The organism is Haloferax volcanii DS2, assembly GCF_000025685.1.
GTDB lineage: Archaea > Halobacteriota > Halobacteria > Halobacteriales > Haloferacaceae > Haloferax > Haloferax volcanii.
This window is the reverse complement of sequence record NC_013967.1, coordinates 499,381-517,345: the sequence shown is the minus strand read 5'-3', so window position 1 is coordinate 517,345 and position 17,965 is coordinate 499,381. Positions and strand designations below refer to the sequence as shown.

Below are 17,965 nucleotides of genomic sequence, written 5' to 3'. Positions count from 1 at the left end.
CTATGCAGGATATCGTTCGCGAGGCGATGGAACGGGACGAGGCCGAGCGTCAGACGCAGTCGTCGCTCGAAGACAGCGACGACCAGTTCGGTGACCCGCGAATCGTCATCGTCGGTGCCGGTGGTGCTGGCAACAACACCATCAACCGCCTGTACAACATCGGTGTCGAGGGGGCCGACACGGTCGCCATCAACACCGACAAGCAGCACCTGAAGATGATCGAAGCGGACACGAAAATCCTCGTCGGGAAGTCCCTGACGCAGGGTCTCGGCGCCGGTGGTGACCCGTCGATGGGTGAGCGCGCGACCGAGATGGCACAGGGCACGATCAAAGACGTGCTCGGCGACGCCGACCTCGTGTTCGTCACCGCGGGGATGGGCGGTGGCACCGGGACCGGTGCGGCCCCCGTCGTCGCGAAGATCGCAAAGGAGCAGGGCGCAATCGTCGTGGGCATGGTCTCGACCCCGTTCAACGTCGAGCGCGCCCGCACGGTCAAGGCCGAGGAGGGACTCGAAAACCTCCGCAACGAGGCCGACTCCATCATCGTGCTGGACAACAACCGCCTCCTCGATTACGTCCCGAACCTGCCCATCGGCAAGGCGTTCTCGGTCATGGACCAGATTATCGCCGAGACCGTCAAGGGCATCTCGGAGACCATCACGCAGCCGTCCCTCATCAACCTCGACTACGCCGACATGTCGACCATCATGAATCAGGGCGGCGTCGCGGTGATGCTCGTCGGCGAGACCCAAGACAAAAACAAGACCCAAGAGGTGGTCAACGACGCGATGAACCACCCGCTTTTGGACGTGGACTACCGCGGTGCGTCCGGTGGCCTCGTCCACATCACGGGCGGCCCCGACCTCACGCTGAAGGAGGCCGAGGGAATCGCGAGCAACATCACCGAACGGCTGGAAGCCGCCGCGAACGTCATCTGGGGCGCTCGCATCCAGGACGAGTACAAGGGGAAAGTCCGCGTCATGGCCATCATGACGGGCGTCCAGTCCGCGCAGGTGCTCGGCCCCTCAACCCAGAAGCAGGCCGACAAGTCGCGTCAGAGCATCCAGTCCCGAGAGTCACAACAGCAGCACTCGGGTTCGGAGTTCGATAGCTCGGAGCGAGCCCAGACGGCCCAGAGCGGCACGTGGTCCGACGGCGGCCGCGACGAAGTCGAGAAGAACAACGGTCTCGACGTCATCCGGTAACGCCCTGTCCGACCCGCGCGGACGCCGCCGCGCCCGTCGGGTTTCGTGGGTTCTTTTTCGCTGACGTGGATTTCTTCGACCGCGAGCGTCGCCGCCGATTCGGTCGACGCGACCGCACCCGGTTCTGTCTGACCCGTAAGACGCGTCAGAAAACGAGTTTCGTATCGTTCCGTAGCCGCTCAGACCGCTTCTATCGACTCGATGAGTCGGCACTTCCGACAGACGTCGCCGGCGGTTTTCGACCCGCAGCGCTCGCAGTCGTTGAGGTCGACGCGACCCTCGCCGCGGTACTCGCGGGCGGTCAGTTCGGCCAACTCCTCGTAGCCCGCCATGATGGAATGTCGGGTGCCGGGGTGGTTCTCTTCGAGTTTCAACAACAACTGCTGAATCTCGCCGCGGTAGGCCTCCGAGGAGTGGGGGCACTCGGTGATGTGCGCCGGGAGGTCCTTCAGGTGGGCGTAGAGCGCGACTTCCTTTTCGGGCACGTCGCGCAGCGGCTTGGCCCGCGGGATGAACTCGCCGGCGTCGCGTCGCTTCTCGAAGTCGCCGATGCTGGCGTCGAAATGCTTTGCGACCTGCTTGAGGTCGCCCTCGAAGAAGTTCATGAGCGCCGTCTGCGCCTCGTCGTCGAGGTTGTGCCCCGTGAGCAGTTTGTCCGCGCCGAGCTCGTCGGCGAAGCGTTCGAGCAGGTCGCGGCGGAACACCCCGCAGTAGGCGCAGGCGGCCATGTTCTCGGGGTCCTTCTCGACCACGTCGTCCATCTGGACGCCGAACTCGTCCTCGTAAGTGACCAGTTCGTGGTGGATGTCGAGGTCCTCCGCGAGTTCGACGCAGGCGTCGACGGACTTGTCGCGGTAGCCCTCGATGCCCTCGTGGATGGTGAGGGCGACGAGTTCGATGCGCGGGTCGCGCCCGAACGTGTCGTCGAGGATGTGTGTGAGGACGACGCTGTCTTTGCCGCCGGACAGCCCGATAACCCACGTCTGTGGGTTCTCGGGACTGGCGTCTCGTGGGAGCATGTTGTCCTCGCGGATGCGGCGGCGCACGCGTTTCTCGACCGAGGCGCAGAAGTGGTCGTCGCAGAGGTGGGCCCCGGAGTAGGCCGCGTGCATCACCGCGTCGCGGCCGCACTTGTCGCACTCCATTGCCGGTCGGTTGCCCGGCAGGAGGGATACGGGTTTCGCCTCGGGGCGACCGCGGCGTCGCTCGCGCGCCCGGCGGCTCGACCGCACTCGGTCACGCTCGGTCGCAACCGGTTTGACCCTCCGAACCCCACGGACAGTCGATGGACAGAGACGCCGCCCTCGACCGCGTCGACGCCGTCGTCGACGCCGTCGAGTCCGAGACGCTCCCCGTCCCGGTCCGCGAGGTGTGGGTCTACGGCGACGTGGCGCTCGGTCTCGACCCCCTCGACCGACTCGACGTGTACGTGACGAAAGACATCCTCCTCCGCGGCGACCCCGACGCGGCCGAATCGTTCGAGCGGTCCCACGGCGTGAAGGGCGTCGGCAAGAGCGTCCGCGCCGAGTGGGCGCGCGAACACCCCGACCTGCTGCGAGCCAACGCGAACGGCTACGCGGCCCCCGAGAAGTGTCTCGCCGCCCACCTGCTCCCCGACGAAGAACCGGTCCACCTCGAAGTGTGCAACGCCTCCTTCGAGGACAACGTCACCCAGCGGCTGAAAGGCGCGGTCGAACGCGAGGCCTACGAGCAGATTCTCGACCCCCGCGGCGTCTGTCTCTACGCCGACGGCCAGCGCTCGTCGGACGCGATGTCGAAGCTCCGAAACGGCGAGTTCGCCTTCCCGACGCTCTCGGGCGCGCTGGAGATGCTCGGACTGGAGGACGACGATGCCGAGACGGCAGTCGAGGCGATGCGGGCCTATCGGGCCGAACAGACCGGCACGTCGGTCCGCGGCGACGTGGTCTGAGGCCGGAGTCGAGTCGAGGCCGCGACGACTCGAAGTCGAAACCGAGTCAGAGCCGCCCGGCTACCAGTCGCGGTCGCCGTCGCGGTTGCGGCCGCGGTCGTCGGTGCGGTCGGCGTCGGGGTCGAACTCGTCGCCGCGGCCGCCTCCGCTCGGGCGTCGGTCGGTCCCTCGGCCGCGTTGTTCGTTGTAGCGCCGCCCCTCGTCGCGGGCGCGACGCTCCGCCTCCTCGCGACTCATCGTCGGCGGGTCGCGCGTCTCGGCTTGAATCCCGGCGTAGAGGGCGACTGCGGCACCGATACTGAGGAGGGCGAAGAGGAAGAACACGAGACCACCGACGGACATGTGCGTACTCGCGAACGCGAGAAAGGAAGTGGTTTCTGAGGTACATTTTTCACCGGGGTAGTTCAACGGTTCAACATGAGCCCTCCACCAAGCGCCGACCGAGACGGCTGTCCGAAATGCGGCCACTCCGAGACCGAAATCGACTCCATCGCAACCACGGGAGGCGGCCTCTCGAAGATGTTCGACATCCAGAACCGGCAGTTCACCGTCGTCTCGTGTGCGAACTGCGGCTACTCCGAACTCTACCGCGGTCAGTCGAGCGGGAACTTCGTCGACCTGTTCCTCGGCTGACTACCGGCCGAGCCCGCTTACGACTCCGCACCGCCGTCCTCGGACATCCATTTTTCGCCCCACTCGGAGATGTCGTCGAACGCCGGGAGCAGTTCCTCGCCTTTCTGCGTGAGCGAGTAGTACACCGCGATGGGACTGCCGTCTTCGACCTCCCGCTCGACGTAGCCCAACTCTTGGAGGTCGTCCAGCACGCGAGAGAGCGTCTGGGAGTTCGCGCCCGTCGCGCGCTTGAGTTCGTTGAACCGGAGGTCGCCCTCGCGCAGTACGTGGATGACCGTCATCCGCCACCGCGAGCCGATTTCTTCGAGCGTCTTGATGACCGGACACTGTTCGTACTTCGCTTCGAGGTTCTGGTGCGGTGACATCGACGTGACCTACTCACACCGAGGTTCGCTTAACTATATTAAACTCACTCTCCTTGACCAAGTATGACGATGTAACCGCATCGTCGCGGCGAACCGGACGACGAACACGACGCACGAACACCCACACCCACACCCACACCATCTCATCATGAACGTACTCCTCCTCGGTGCGAGCGGCCGAATCGGCACGCGAATCGCCAACGAACTCCTGAACCGCGGACACGCGGTGACCGGCGTCTCCCGAAGCGGCGAAATCGACGGCGTCGACGACCCCGACTTCTCGGCGGTCGCCGGCGACGCGACCGACGCAGACCAAATCGCGCGACTCGCCGCGGGCCACGACGCGGTCGCCTCCGCGCTCGGGCCAAGCGACGACGAGTCGCCCGAAGTCCTCGTCGAGATGCTCGACGCCGTCGTCGACGGGATGCGCCGCGCCTCGGTCGACCGCCTCGTCTGGACCGGCGGCGCGGGCATCCTGAACGTCGGCCCCGACACGCGACTCATCGACTCGCCGGAGTTCCCCGAGGAATGGAAGCCCGTCGCCAGCGCCGCCATCGAGGCGTACGGCCTGCTCGAAGACGCCGACGACCTGGAGTGGACCTACGTCGCGCCCGCGGCGTTCATCGAACCCGGCGAGCGCACCGGCGAGTTCCGAACCGCGCGCGGCGAACTCGTCGCCGACGAGGACGGCGAGAGCCGCATCTCCATGGAGGACTTCGCAATCGCCTTCGCGGACGAACTGGAGAGCGGTGACGCCGTCCACGAACAGCTCGCGGTCGGCTACTGAGCAGACAGTCTCGTTTTTCGGCCGGCGACTCGGCCATCGGTTCGGCCCGTCGAACAGGCCCGACTACACTCGCCCCGTCGTCACGTCGAACGGGACGACCTCGGCCCGACGGTACTCGCCGTCTCGAATCTGCTGGACGACCTCGCGGCCCATCTCGCGCCACTCGCGGCGGACGGACTCGTAGGAGTCGTCGTCGAGTCCCCGACGGAGGTCGGCCTCGTGGCGGTCCAACCCCTCGCCGGTCGCCTTCTTCGCCGCGCTCCGAACGTCGTGGTCGTCGTACGGCGGCTCGGTCAGCTTGCGGTGGTGGTACCGGCGAGTCCCCACGACCGACAGGCCGGCGTCGTCGAACAGCCCGCGGACGCGGTCGCCGAGCGCCACGTCGGTCGCCACGCCGTCGCGGAAGGCGTCTCTGACGCGGCGGTCGAGCGCGGCCTCGGATTCGACGGTCGAGTCGACGCCGACGGCGGCGTTGTCGGGTTCGACCGTCGCCACGAGGTCCGACGAAACGCGGGCGAACTCCGAGAGGGCCGCTGTCGGGTCGGGGAGGTTCACGAGGAGCGCCTGACAGACGACCAAATCGAAGCTGCCTGCGGCGAAGGGAAGCCGGGTCGCGTCGCCGGCGACCGTCTCGATATCGCTGTCGCGGTCGCTGGCGACAGAAAGCAAGTCAGTGTCGGCATCGACGCCGACGACGCGGGCCTCCGAGGCCTCCGCGAGGACGCGCGTGAACTCGCCGGTCCCGCAGCCCACGTCGAGGATGCGGGTCCGCCCGCCGAGGTCGAGGTCCCCGAGGGCCGCGCGGGAGTCGTCCCACATACCGTCTCGCGTCCGCCGGAGGTACGATTCGGAGAAACGTCGCACACGCGGAGTCGGGCGCGGCGACCCAAAAAACAGTCGAAACGGTCGATGCGGGGCTCAGCGGCCCTCCGCCTCGGCTCACCCTCAGTCGGCGCGGAGTTCGCGCACCCGCTCGATGTTCCACGCGAAGCCCTTGCCGTCCTCGGTGGGCGTCTCCAAGACGAGCGGCACGTCGTCGTCGACGATGGCGTCGTGGTTGATGAACGCGCGCATGCCCTCCTCGCCGATGAGGCCCTCTCCGATGAGGGCGTGTTCGTCCTTGTTCGTCCCGCACTCGTGTTTCGAGTCGTTGAGGTGGACGCACTTGAGGTGCTCTAAGCCGACCTCGGCGTCGAGTTCCGCGAACGTCTCGTCGACGCCTTCGGCCGTCGAGAGGTCGTAGCCCGCGGCGAACGCGTGGGCGGTGTCGAGACAGACGTCGAGGTCCTGGTCGGACTCTTCGAGGACGTAGCCGAGGTGGGCGAGGTCGTCGCCCATCTTCGTGCCCGACCCCGCGTCAGACTCGATGAGGACGGTGACGCCGTCGGGGATGTCGAGGTCGTCGAGGACGGAGACGGCGTTGTCGAGGCCCTGCTGTTCGCCCGCGCCGGTGTGCGCGCCGAGGTGGACGTTCACGTACTCGATGCCGAGTTTGTCGGCCATGTCGACCTCCGTCTGCATCGAGTCCAGCGACTTCTGCCGGAGGCCGTCTTTGGGCGTACAGAGGTTGACGAGGTACGACGAGTGGATGACCCACGGCCCCGACAGTTTGTCGGCGGTCTGCTCGCGGAACAGTTCGGCCTCCTCGTCGGAGATGTCGGGGTCGCGCCACACCTGCGGCGAGGTGGTGAAAATCTGCCCGCAGTTGCCGCCGAAGGCGACCTGCCGGAAGACGGCGTTGGCGACGTTACCGTGCGGTGGCGTCTCGTCGTCGGACGAGACCTTCGAACTGGACATCGAGACGTGTGCGCCGACTTGCATGCAGAGTCCGACGGCGTACCCGAACAAAGGGACTTCGGAGTTGTCGGCGGCCGCTCAGTCGGACCGCGACCCCGGCCGGCGGCGCACCCAGTCGTCGGCGCGGTACTTCTCGTCGACTTTCTCGCGCGCGCGGTCGAGTTCGTCGTCGGTCCACGCGCCCTCCTCGGCGTCGACGAACTCCGAGAGCGACTCGGTCAGCGCCGCGACGAACGCCTCGCGGGAGGCGTCCGCGAGTTCGTCGATGCCGACGACGCGCTCGCGGAACGCCTCGGGCGTCACGTCGTGGCCCTCGAACACGCCGAGGTGGGTCTCGGCGTCGACCGAGTAGGTGAGCGAGCCGTGTTGGACGACGGCGTCGCGGCGGCGGTACTGGGCGTTGCCCGCGACTTTCCGGCCCGCGGCGACCATATCGTGGGCGGGGTGGAGCGCCCGCAGATAGCACGCGGGGTGCCAGATGACGGGCACGTCGTCGTCGACGAAGTTCACGTCCACGCCGACCGCGCGAATCGCGTCCAGAATCGGCTCGCACAGCAGGTGATAGCAGTCCATGAGGTCGCCCGGGAGCTCCGATTTCGGCGCGGCGATGGAGTAGGCCACGTCGCCGTGGCGGTCGTGGTAGATGCCGCCGCCGCCGGTCTGTCGGCGGGTCACGTCGATGCCCTCGCGGTCGCAGTAGTCCCAGTCGACCGTCTCGGGGTCCTGTCCGTAGCCCAGCGAGAGGCAACTCGGCACCCACGAGTAGACGCGGACGGTCCGGGGGCCGCCCGCCGCGGCCGTCTCGCCCGCGACCTCGTCGAGCGCCATCTGCATCGGTCCCGGTCGGACCTCCTCGCGAATCACCCGCCACTCGCGGTCGGCAATCGACCCCTGCGAATCGTTCATACGTCGGCTTCGTCCAACCGGGGGAAAGCGATTTCGACGCTCGGCCGCGCGGGGCCGCCCGGTCTCGCCGCGACGGTCTTCCGCCGAGCGCCCGCCGACGCAACCGGCGCTGCCGACGCGAGCGATTCCGTTAAACCGCATCGCGGTGACGTGGGACCATGAAGTTCACCCGCGTCGCCCTCGCCGCGACAGACCCCATCTCGCTGTGTGAGTTCTACGTCGAGACGCTCGGCTTCGCGGCCGTTCCCGGGTCGCAGCGCTCTGCGACCGCCGGGGAGACGACCCTGTGGTTCGAACTCGGAGACACCGACCCCGGCCACCTCGCGTTCACCGTCGCCGCCGCGGTCGACTCCGTGGTCGCGTGGCTGGACGACCGAGCGGGCGTGGACGTGCTCGACACCGACGAGGGGCCGAGCGTCCGGTTCGACTTCCTCGGCTGCGACTCCGTCTACTTCGAGGACCCCGAAGGCAACGTCATCGAGTACGTCTGCTACGACGGCGACGCCACCGGGGAATTCGACCCGGCGACCGACCTCCGCGGCGCGACCGAGGTCGGGATGGCCGTCCCCGACGTGGCGTCGTTCGTGGCCTCGCTGACCGAGGCGCTCGGCATCGAGCCGCTGGAGTCGTTCGAGGGCGGCGACCTCGTGTTCGTCGGCGACCGAGACGCCCGATTCGTCGTCTCGCCGGTCGGCCGCCCGTGGTATCCGACCGACAGCGAGGCGACCGTCGGTCCGGTGTCGGCGCAGTGCGACGCCGACGGCGTTTTCGACCCCGAGGGGCTCCCCTACCGCGTCAACGCCGAGTGACAACTCGTTTCAGAGAAGCGTTATTAGCACTAGGAGAGTCAACGAACCGTGAACGTCTCTCGTCTCGTTAGCGCGGGGTCACTCAGTCTCACCGGAGTGGCCCTATTCGTCGTCGTCTCGAACAGCGTCGCCTCGGTCGCATCCGACCTCGCCGGCCTCGTCGCCGCGGCCTTCGGCCTCATCATCTCCGTGCTCTTCGTCGCCGTCGGCCCCGTCGTCTACCGAAGCGACCTCAAGACCAGCCACGTCGCCCGCGTCGCCGGCTGGAACCTCCTCGGCGTCGCCGTCACCGTGTTCGTCCTCGCGCTCATCGGGAGCTACCAGCAGGCCGCGGGCGGGACGGTCAGCGAACCGCTTTTCAGCGCCGCCGTGGTCGTCGGCGTGAGCGCCGTCGCGCACGTCCTCATCGGCCTCAACGACGTGCGCCGGATTCGGACCCGTGAACTCTCGGAGCAGTACAAACGCTCCGCGGTCATCAACCGACTCGTCCGCCACAACCTCCGACACACCGCGCAGTTGCTCCTCGGCTGGGGCGACCGACTCGCCACCGACGGCGGCGACGACGAGACCGTCCGCATCGGCCAGCGACTGAAAGCGACCGGCGACGACCTCGGAACGATGAGCGACCAAGTGAAGACCGTCACCCAACTCGTCGACAACGACCACGGAGGCGAGACGGTCGACCTGCGCGAACTCCTCGACCCGCTCGTCGACGACCGCTCGGCGGCCAACCCGGAGGCGACCATCACCGTCCGCGGCGACGGTTCCGCGGCGGTCGTCGGCGGGAAGAAGCTGCAAATCGCGTTCCGCGAAATCGTCGACAACGCCCTCGAACACGCCGGGAGCGCCCCGACGGTCGAAATCGCGTACGAGCGCGTCGGAAGCGAGGTCGTCGTGCGAATCGCGGACGACGGCCCCGGCATCCCCGACCACCAGCGCGAACTCATCGAGCAGAACGTCGAAGAGAGCGACCTCGCCCACGGCAACGGCCTCGGCCTCTGGCTCTCGAAATGGATTGTGGAGGCCTACGGCGGCGAACTCCACCTTCCCCCGACCGACGACGGCGAGGGCGCGGTCGTCGAGTTCCACCTCGACGCGGCCTGAATCCGCGCCTCGAAGACGGCTGACACGAGAGCTATTTGCTCGGTTTTACTGTTTGAATCAGCCGCTCAGTGGATGTGCAAGTCGGTCAACGAGGTTTCATCCGTTATTGTCAAGTATGGAACGGTTGTCACATGGGGGACCCGGAGTCAAGCGACAGTACTGGTTCGTGGGTTGATTCACGCCCGACAGCGTTTGTTATGTACTTAGTCGCATCCGGCGTTGTAGGAGGGCTAATCTACTCATTCGTATTGAATCAGCCCCTCTCCAGAGGACTTTTGTACGGCATTACTGCTGGGATGACATTCGCCACTCTCGACGCTGTGGTTGGTGATTAACTCTCGAAGAGATGCACGATACATCCTCGAGACTTCGCACCTCTCCCGTAGCCCTGCGGCGAGGTGCCTATCTTCCAGACTCTCCCGCCGAAACGGTGTGAGTCGTCACATCACGAATTTCGTATCGTCATATGAGATTTATCGCGGGCGAGATACGCCGACTCGCGGGCCTTTTACGCCTCGCCGACGGACGGACGTGCATGGTACGGAACGTCGCCGGCGTCATGGCCGAACTCGAGCCCGAGGACTTCTACCTCCTCTCGGGCGTCGAGCAGGGCATGCGCTTCAGCGAGTGGGTCAACCGGGAGAAGTTGCCGAAGAACTCGGGGCTGACCGCCGAGGAGGTCGACTACCGCATCGACCGCTGTATGACCCGCGAGCTCGTCGAGCGCAAGACCATCCAGTACGTGGGGTACAAGCTCACGGTCGAGGGGTACGACGCGCTCGCCCTCCGGACGTTCGCCCAGCGAGACACCATCCAGGGGTTCGGCGCGCCCCTCGGCGTCGGCAAAGAAAGCGACGTGTTCGAGGTGCAGTCGTTCAAGCCGCTCGCGCTGAAGTTCCACCGCGAGGGGTACACCAACTTCCGCGAGGTGCGCCGCGAGCGCGACTACACCTCCGAGAACCACCACGTCTCGTGGCTCTACACCGCGCGCAAGGCGGCCGAACGCGAGTACGAGGCGCTCGAAACCCTCTTTCCGGAGGTGTCGGTGCCGCGCCCAGTCGACCACAACCGCCACGCAATCATCATGGCGAAGTTCGACGGCGTCGAACTCGCCAAGGCGAAGCTCGAATCCGAGCAGGTGACGGGCGTCCTCGATTTGATTCTCTCCGAGATGGCCGACGCCTACGCGGCCGGCTACGTTCACGCCGACATGTCCGAGTACAACGTCGCGGTCGGCGAGCGCGGCGTCACGGTGTTCGACTGGCCGCAGGCCGTCCCGACCGACCACGACAACGCCCGCGAACTCCTCGCGCGCGACGCGAAGAACATCGTCGGCTACTTCCGCCGCAAGTACCCCGGCGAGATGCCCGACGAGGTTGACATCGACGCGCTGTCCGACGCTATCGCCGGAAACGAGTTCGAGAGCGTCGACGAGTTCGCCGTCTGAGCCGTCGAGACCCCTCCGCTTTCTCTCGCTGTTCGTGTGTCTCCGAGCGACCCGGTCGTGACTCGGTTTCGACGCCGATAAACCAAATTGCGCGATACGAAATGTCGTTTTCGAGAAAACACGGACGCTGACCGGCGAGGCGTCGCTCGGTGAGACGGGCGTCAGAAAGGCCAGCCGAACTGCCGAAAAGGAACTGCACGACGCGCTCGCCTACTCGGCCGCCGTGAACTCCACCGCGTCGGCCTCGAAGTCCTCGACGAACGCGCCCTGTCCGCCGATGCTGTAGGTGCCCTCGTCAGTTTCGACGACGAAGGCGTTCTCGACCGGGAAGGAGTTGTTCGCGGGTTCGAGGAGACCCTGCCGGATGTCCACCACGCGGCCGTGAAGTTCGGTCGGGCCGTCGGTGTGGACCATCCGCCCGCTGACGGTCACGTCGAGGTCGATGCCCGCGCGCTCGCAGAGGGCGGCTTGCAGGACGGCGTGGCGGAAGTTGTGGTACATCGCCGGGAGCGGGTCGGGGTCGGTCGTGTACGCCTCGGCGGCCATCGGCCAGTAGTTCCCGAAGAAGGAGCCGACGATGACCGGACCGAGGTGTGGCTGTGCGAAGACGATGGCCTGCGACTCGGAGTTCGACCGGGCGACCATCTCGCCGGGGGAGATGAGGCCCGTTCGCGAATCGACGGTGAGCATCGTGGGCATGAGTTCGTGCCAGACGCGCACCAGCGAGGCCACGCCGTCGAGCGCGAGGTCGTCGTGCGGTTCGACGCCACTGACGACGAGCGAGACGAGGACGCCGCGCTCGCGGGCCGCCCGGAGTTCGTCTTCGACCTCGTCGAGCACGTCGTAGGGGAGCGACAGCGTGATTTCGGACTCGGCGCGGCCGACGAGTTCTCCGATGCGCTTGAGCACCGTCACGCGGGACTTGATGACCTCGAAGCGCTCTTGGTCCCGGGCGGTGGCCGTGTAGCGCTCCTCCAGCGCGGGGCGCATGGATTCGACGCTCTCGGAGAGCGATTCGATGACCTCCATCGGCGGCAAGGGCCGAATCGTCGTCGGCACGACGTGGTCGTTGACCTCCACGAAGCCGCGCGATTCCAGTTCCTTGCTCACGCTGTAAACGTAGCGCTTGGAGACGCCCGCCGCGTCGGCGATCTGGCTCGCCTTCGCCTCCCCGAGTTCGAGCAGAGTCAGATACGTGTCGACGACCTTCTCTGAGAGCCCGAACTGCTCCAGGAGGTCGGCGAGTTCCCGGTCGTCCATGGTCGGACTGTCATCGACCATGATACTTAATGGCTCGAATCACCGATGGCGCGGAGCACGACCGCGTCGGCGACGGTGACGCGGACGCCCCCATCGCCCGCGGCCGCGCCGCTCGCGCCGACTCGCTCGCCCGTCAGCAGGTCGATCTCGGCCGTCTCCGCGCCGAGTTCGACGGTCGTCGGCTCCCCGTCGAAGTTCAGGACGACGACGAGTCGGTCGGTTCCGTCGTCGCGGGCGAACGCGACCACGCGGTCGGCCTCGACACCATCGTCTCCGGCGGGGGCAACGCTGGCAGAGACGGGTTCGACGTCGCCGGCGCGGAGCGCCTCGTGCGCGTCGCGGAGGCGGGAGAGCCGCCGGTGGAAATCCACGAGGTCGGTGTCGGCGTCGTACCAGCGCATCGTCCCGCGCCGGTCCGCGACGCCGGTCTCCTGCCCGTAGTATATCATCGGCGCGCCGGGGAGCGTGAACGTCGCGGCCGCGGCCGCCCGAAGCGCGTCATCTCCGACTGCGCTCCGGTAGCGCTCCTCGTCGTGGTTCTCGATGTAGCGAAGTTGCACGGCGTCGTCGGGGAACCCGTGCCAGCGGGCGTCGGCGACGGCGTCGAGGAGGGCCGTCGCCGGTCTCTCGCCCGCGCCGATAGCTCGGAGCGCCCCGTACAGCGTCGTGTCGTAGTGGGCGTCGAACTCGGTTTCGTGGTACGCGGGGTCCCGCGGGATGGTCTCGTCGAGGAGCAGAAAGTCGGGGTCGTCGGCTTTCACCCGCTCGCGGACCTCCTTCCAGAAGCCGTGGGGGACGCCCCACGCCACGTCGCAGCGGAAGCCGTCGACGACCGCCGCCCACTCGGTGACCACGTCGAGCATCCACGACCGGACCGCGGGCGAGTCGTAGTCGAGGTTCGGGATGCGCGTCCAGTTGAAGTAGTGTTCCGCCGCGCCGGGGCCGCCCCAGTCGACCTCGGAGGGGTCCTCGCGCTCGGGGACGCGGGCGTAGTGGTCCTCGTAGCCGGGGACGCCGGTCGAATGGAACTGGAAGGCCGGGTGGTCCCGCGACGTGTGGTTGATGACGAGGTCGAAGACGACGCGGATGCCGGCGTCGTGACATCGCTCGACGAGCGCCTCGAAGTCCTCGCGCGAACCGAGGTCCGACGCGGTGTCGAAGTAGTCGGTGACGTGGTAGCCGTGGGTCGTGTGGCTCTCCAGTATCGGCGTGAGCCACAGGCAGTCCACGCCGAGCGATTCGAGGTAGGGGACGCGCCGGGCGAGTTCGTCGAACGTCGGGTCGGGCGTCTCGCCGGCGAACGACCGGACGAACACCTCGTAGACGGTCGCGTGGTGCGCCCACTCGGGCGCGTCCGCGGGCCGCGAGACGGCGAGGCCGGAACCGGGTTCGTCGGCGACGACGCCGGGGTCCACGACCAGCGTGTCGAGAACCGAGTGCCGGACGTACGGTTCGCCCGACTCACCCGACTCGGCCGTCGTTTGGACCGCGACGGCGTGGACCCGAACCGGCTCCGACGAGTCGACCCCGCGGAGCGTGTCGACCGGGACGCGCAGGCGGTCGTCGCGGACCTCGCAGTCACTCGAGTCGAGCGCGTCGCGGCCGTCGAACAGGAACTCGACGGCGAGCGTCGCTTCCTCGGCGTCGGGCGCGGTCTCCGCGTCCGCGACGACGAGGAGGTCGTCACTGTTCTCCTGCCCGACTCGCCCGTCGAGTCGAACCCGCGGGCGGCCCGGTCCGGGGACTTCGACGTCACCGCGGACCTGTTCCGCGAGGTCGTCGTGCGGGGCGAACCCGAACGGGTGCGTGCCCGGCGGGAGATCCACGTCGAGGACGTAGTCGTCCCCGGCGCGGCGCGGCCGGTCGCGGCCGACGAGGCGGTCGTTGAACGGGCCGATGACGGCGACCTCGTCGGGCGACGCGGGTTCGAGGGCGGCCGCGGGGACCGCCATCGTCGCCGGGCGGCGGTCGTCGGGGAAGGCGCGAACGGTCTGTTCGTGGCGGCCGTCGGGCGCGTCGAGTTCGAGGTGGTACGTGCCGGGAACGTCGGGTGCGAGGTGGACGACCGGGCCCGAGCCGACCGTCGCGGCGCTCTCCGCGGGCGCGTCGAGGACGCGCCACCGGTACGTTGCGTCTCGTTCGGGGGCTCTCGGGGCGAGTTCGACGGGGCGGCCGACCGTCGTGACTCGCGGCGGACCGGGGTGATGCATACCCCACCTCGGGTGAGGGGGGTCGTTATCGTTTCGAAACCGTATGAAAGTGTGAAGGAACATTACACCAAGATTATTATCTGCGGGGCTCCCACGACTCAGCAATGCAACTACGCGACGCGCTGGCCGACTACAAGCGGCACGCAGACCACCCGACGCGGTTCCCGGGCGAGCGACGGACGACCAGCGGCCTGTTTTCGGGTCTCGGCGACCGGTTGGTCCACGTCGAGACCGACGGTTCGCTCCGCGACTTCGGCTACCCGCTGTCCGGGCTCTGGGGCGTCGAGCGCTCCCGGTTCGGCGTCCGCCCCGTCGGCGACGACGCCGGCGTCCACTGGTTCGACGAGGGCGCGAGCCAGTCGTACGCGGGCGACGGCGCGCTCGTCGTCACCGACCACGAGACGCCCCACGGCGACGTGACGCAGTACGACCTCGCAATCGACGACGGGCACGTCAGCCGGTTCGAGACCGACGCCGACGTGGAACTCGTCGCCTTCGTCCACTTCCAGCCCGACGGCCGCGACACGCTCGTCGGACAACTGACCCACGGCGATGCGGTGGAAGCGTACCACGCCGAGGAACACGACTTCCTCGCGTCGTCGCCGGCCTTCGAGCACGTCGAGGGGCGCGTGCCCGAGGGCTTCGACGAACTGCTCTCGGAGGGCGAGGTCGAACTGCCGCGACCCCGCACCGACGACTGCTACGAGGAGGGGCAACTGAGCGGCGCGGTCGTCGGCACGGTCCCGTTCGAATCGGGCGCGGCCGCGGTCGGCCACCTGCTCACCGACGACACCGAGACTGGTCGCGAGGACGCGCTGGACCGCGTCCGCGACCTCGTCGCCCGCGACCTCGACGACCTCCGCGAGCGCGCCGCGACGGAAGTCGAAGGCGCGGTTCCCGACCACCGCGAATCGGCCGCGATGCGCGACGACATCCGCGTGCTCTCGCTGCTTTCGGGGGCGCTCGGCCTCCGCATCGCCGGCCCCGACTTCGACCCCTACTACGCCTACTCCGGCGGCTACGGCTACACGTGGTTCCGCGACGACGCCGAAATCTCGACGTTCCTCTTCGAGTCCGACGAGCGACTCGACCTCGGCCTCGACGCGTGGCACGAGCGCAGCGCCCGCGCCTACTGCCGCACCCAGCGCGAGGACGGCTCGTGGCCCCACCGCGTCTGGCCCTTCGACGGGTCGCTCGCGCCCGGGTGGGCGAACGCCCGCCTCGAATCCGGCGACGACGCCGACTATCAGGCCGACCAGACGGGGAGCGTCATCGCCTTCCTCGCGGCCTACCACGACCGCTGTGCCGACGACGACCTCCGCACCGACATCGAGGAGACGCTCTCGCGCGCCCTCGACAGCCTCGACGACACCCTCGACGACGACGGCCTCCCCGTCGACTGCCAGAACGCGTGGGAGAACATGACCGGCCGGTTCAGCCACACCGCCGCGACGTTCCTCGAAGCCTACGCCGCGCTCGCGCTGTCCGGCCTCGATTCGGCGCTGACCGACCGCGCCGCGTCGCGCGCCCGCGAGGTGTACGAGGGCATCGACCGCCTCTGGAGCGAGGGCCGCGACTGTTACGCCCTCCGCGTCGCCGACGGCGAACTCGACGACCGCTACGACTCCGCCGCGCTCGCGCTCGCGTCGGCCCACCGGACCTACGACCGACTCGAAGCCGTCGACGACGACCGGCTGGACCGACTCGTCCGCCACGTCGAGTCCGTCTTCGACGGCCTCTGGCACGACCCCGACGACAGCGAGGTGAAGGGGCTGGTCCGCTTCGAGGGCGACGACTGGCGGATGCGCGAGCAGTCCTCGGAGAAGGTTTGGACCGTCTCGACCGCGTGGGGCGCGAACACCGGCGTCGAACTCGCCGCCCTGCTGGCCGCCCACGACGACGACCGGGCGGGGACGTTCGCCGACGAGGGCCGCGCGCTCCTCGACCTCGTCCTCCCCGACGGTCCGCTCTGTACCGACGAGGGCTACCTCGCGGAGCAGTTCTTCGACGTCGGCACGCCCGACAGCGCGACGCCGCTCGGCTGGCCGCACGCGCTTCGGCTGGCGACGCTGGCGACGCTCGACGCCGACGGCGCCTTCGACGGGGAGTAAGTCGGCGGCGACGCGGCTGTCGAACAACGAGGGACCGCGAGAAAACAGCGAACTACTTCTTCACGCCTGCTGCGTCGGGGCCGCCCGCCGCTTCGATTCGCGGGAGAGGAGCGACTCGCCGGTCCGCGGGTGGAAGACGTGGAGGTCCGACTCGTCGAAGGTGACGCCGACCGTCTCGCCCGTCTCGGGTTCGACGTCCGAGTCGACGCGGGCGATGAAATCGGGGCCGATGTCGAGGTGGAGGTAGTTGTCCGAGCCGATGGGCTCGACGACGCCGACGGTCGAGTCGACGACGTTCTCGCCGGAGGAGGCAGTCACCACGTCCTCCGGGCGGACGCCGACACGGAGGTCGGTCGCGTCCGTCGCCTCGCGGAGCGTCGCCGAGAACGATTCGGACAGGCGGTACGAGAAGGGACTGTCGCCGGCGAGGACGAGGCGGTCGCCCTCGCGTTCGACCGACACGTCGAGGAAGTTCATCGAGGGAGAGCCGACGAAGCCGCCGACGAACTCGTTGGCGGGGTTCTCGTACACGTCCTTCGGGCGGCCGACCTGCTGGAGTTTCCCGTCGTTGAGGATGACGATTTTGTCGCCCATCGTCATCGCCTCCTCCTGGTCGTGCGTGACGTACAGCGAGGTGATTCCGAGTTCGTTCTGGAGGCGCTGAATCTCGGTCCGCATCGTGGTGCGGAGCTTCGCGTCGAGGTTCGAAAGCGGCTCGTCGAACAGGAACACGTCGGGTTCGCGGACGATGGCGCGGCCGAGCGCGACCCGCTGTTTCTGCCCGCCCGAAAGCTCGTCGGGCTTGTCGTCGAGGAGGTCCTCGATACCCATCATGGCCGCCGTCTCGCGGACGCGCTCGCGGCGCTCGTCCTTCGAGAGGTCGGTGCTCATCCGCAGGCCGAACGCCATGTTCTGCATGACGGTCTTGTGCGGGTACAGCGCGTAGTTCTGGAACACCATCGCCACGTCGCGCTTGCGGGCGTGCTGGTCCGTGACGTCCTCGCCGCCGATTCGAATCGTGCCGCCGGAGGGCGATTCGAGCCCCGCGACCATGCGGAGCGTCGTCGACTTCCCGCAGCCAGAGGGGCCGACGACGGTGATGAACTCGCCGTCCTCGACGTCGAGCGAGAGGTCCTCGACGGCGACGACGCGACCCCGGTCGTACTCCTTGCGAAGCGCTTCGAGTGTGAGACGTGCCATTACTCCCCGTCTGTTCCCATCGTCCATAATCGTTTTCCTATTTTCTGAATTTGTGATGCAATAGTTCGTATTGAATTTCAAAAACTCGATAGTGCTGTGTAGAACCGCTCTATCGTCGTTTCCACGAATTCACGATGCCCGTCTCATTGGCGATTTTCGCCGCGAATGCGGGCGTCATTCCGAACTATTAAATATATGAAT

17 protein-coding genes are annotated in these 17,965 nt (G+C 67.6%); 8 read left to right on the top strand and 9 right to left on the bottom strand.

The annotated features are described in order from the left end of the window. Nucleotides 1-2 precede the first annotated feature (2 nt). Nucleotides 3-1,205: a cell division protein FtsZ gene (gene ftsZ, locus HVO_RS07495; RefSeq protein ID WP_004044352.1), complete on the top strand. Its 1,203-nt coding sequence runs from the start codon at nt 3-5 to the stop codon at nt 1,203-1,205. A 179-nt stretch (nt 1,206-1,384) separates the two neighbouring features. Here the strand turns inward: ftsZ and ncsA are convergent, their stop codons facing one another. Next, on the bottom strand, nt 1,385-2,350 hold the full coding sequence (gene ncsA / locus HVO_RS07490) for a tRNA 2-thiolation protein NcsA (protein ID WP_004044353.1): 966 nt from the start codon (nt 2,348-2,350) through the stop codon (nt 1,385-1,387). Nucleotides 2,351-2,490: 140 nt separating this feature from the next. On the opposite strand from ncsA, the gene HVO_RS07485 reads away from it, so the two are divergent. Beyond that, the gene (locus tag HVO_RS07485; RefSeq protein ID WP_004044354.1) at nt 2,491-3,135 is read left to right on the top strand and encodes a DUF7095 family protein; all 645 of its coding nucleotides are present in this window, start codon (nt 2,491-2,493) and stop codon (nt 3,133-3,135) included. Between the two features lie 60 nt (nt 3,136-3,195). Here HVO_RS07485 and HVO_RS07480 read toward each other — a convergent pair whose 3' ends face one another. Continuing rightward, entirely contained in the window at nt 3,196-3,477 is a 282-nt protein-coding gene (locus HVO_RS07480; RefSeq protein WP_004044355.1) for a hypothetical protein, read from the bottom strand. Nucleotides 3,478-3,552: 75 nt separating this feature from the next. On the opposite strand from HVO_RS07480, the gene HVO_RS07475 reads away from it, so the two are divergent. After that, on the top strand, nt 3,553-3,768 hold the full coding sequence (locus HVO_RS07475; protein WP_004044356.1) for a zinc ribbon domain-containing protein: 216 nt from the start codon (nt 3,553-3,555) through the stop codon (nt 3,766-3,768). Nucleotides 3,769-3,785: 17 nt separating this feature from the next. Here HVO_RS07475 and HVO_RS07470 read toward each other — a convergent pair whose 3' ends face one another. Then, on the bottom strand, nt 3,786-4,133 hold the full coding sequence (locus tag HVO_RS07470) for a winged helix-turn-helix transcriptional regulator (protein WP_004044357.1): 348 nt from the start codon (nt 4,131-4,133) through the stop codon (nt 3,786-3,788). Nucleotides 4,134-4,281: 148 nt separating this feature from the next. Between HVO_RS07470 and HVO_RS07465 the strand changes: the two genes are divergently transcribed. After that, entirely contained in the window at nt 4,282-4,920 is a 639-nt protein-coding gene (locus HVO_RS07465; protein ID WP_004044358.1) for an NAD(P)-dependent oxidoreductase, read from the top strand. 63 nt (nt 4,921-4,983) lie between these two features. Here HVO_RS07465 and HVO_RS07460 read toward each other — a convergent pair whose 3' ends face one another. From HVO_RS07460 to HVO_RS07450, 3 genes are all read right to left on the bottom strand, one after another. Continuing rightward, nucleotides 4,984-5,784 carry a class I SAM-dependent methyltransferase gene (locus HVO_RS07460; RefSeq protein ID WP_004044359.1) on the bottom strand — a complete coding sequence of 267 codons (801 nt, stop codon included), beginning with the start codon at nt 5,782-5,784 and terminating at the stop codon, nt 4,984-4,986. An 81-nt stretch (nt 5,785-5,865) separates the two neighbouring features. Further along, the gene (locus HVO_RS07455; protein ID WP_004044360.1) at nt 5,866-6,741 is read right to left on the bottom strand and encodes a deoxyribonuclease IV; all 876 of its coding nucleotides are present in this window, start codon (nt 6,739-6,741) and stop codon (nt 5,866-5,868) included. Between the two features lie 54 nt (nt 6,742-6,795). Beyond that, nucleotides 6,796-7,623 (bottom strand): lipoate--protein ligase family protein, encoded by an 828-nt coding sequence (locus HVO_RS07450; RefSeq protein WP_004044361.1) that lies wholly within the window; start codon nt 7,621-7,623, stop codon nt 6,796-6,798. Nucleotides 7,624-7,781: 158 nt separating this feature from the next. Between HVO_RS07450 and HVO_RS07445 the strand changes: the two genes are divergently transcribed. From HVO_RS07445 to HVO_RS07435, 3 genes are all read left to right on the top strand, one after another. Beyond that, nucleotides 7,782-8,432, top strand: a complete 651-nt coding sequence (locus HVO_RS07445) for a VOC family protein (protein ID WP_004044362.1) — start codon at nt 7,782-7,784, stop codon at nt 8,430-8,432. Between the two features lie 48 nt (nt 8,433-8,480). Beyond that, nucleotides 8,481-9,536 (top strand): sensor histidine kinase, encoded by a 1,056-nt coding sequence (locus tag HVO_RS07440; protein ID WP_049914893.1) that lies wholly within the window; start codon nt 8,481-8,483, stop codon nt 9,534-9,536. A 535-nt stretch (nt 9,537-10,071) separates the two neighbouring features. Further along, nucleotides 10,072-10,983, top strand: coding sequence for a serine/threonine-protein kinase RIO2 (locus HVO_RS07435; protein ID WP_004044364.1), 912 nt, complete (start codon nt 10,072-10,074; stop codon nt 10,981-10,983). A 210-nt stretch (nt 10,984-11,193) separates the two neighbouring features. On the opposite strand, the gene HVO_RS07430 is transcribed toward HVO_RS07435, so the two are convergent. Further along, nucleotides 11,194-12,264 carry a TrmB family transcriptional regulator gene (locus HVO_RS07430; RefSeq protein ID WP_004044365.1) on the bottom strand — a complete coding sequence of 357 codons (1,071 nt, stop codon included), beginning with the start codon at nt 12,262-12,264 and terminating at the stop codon, nt 11,194-11,196. 5 nt (nt 12,265-12,269) lie between these two features. Continuing rightward, the gene (locus HVO_RS07425; protein WP_004044366.1) at nt 12,270-14,453 is read right to left on the bottom strand and encodes an alpha-amylase family glycosyl hydrolase; all 2,184 of its coding nucleotides are present in this window, start codon (nt 14,451-14,453) and stop codon (nt 12,270-12,272) included. A 104-nt stretch (nt 14,454-14,557) separates the two neighbouring features. Between HVO_RS07425 and HVO_RS07420 the strand changes: the two genes are divergently transcribed. Next, the gene (locus HVO_RS07420; protein ID WP_004044367.1) at nt 14,558-16,564 is read left to right on the top strand and encodes a hypothetical protein; all 2,007 of its coding nucleotides are present in this window, start codon (nt 14,558-14,560) and stop codon (nt 16,562-16,564) included. Between the two features lie 60 nt (nt 16,565-16,624). On the opposite strand, the gene HVO_RS07415 is transcribed toward HVO_RS07420, so the two are convergent. Further along, on the bottom strand, nt 16,625-17,764 hold the full coding sequence (locus tag HVO_RS07415; protein WP_004044368.1) for an ABC transporter ATP-binding protein: 1,140 nt from the start codon (nt 17,762-17,764) through the stop codon (nt 16,625-16,627). Nucleotides 17,765-17,965 lie beyond the last annotated feature (201 nt).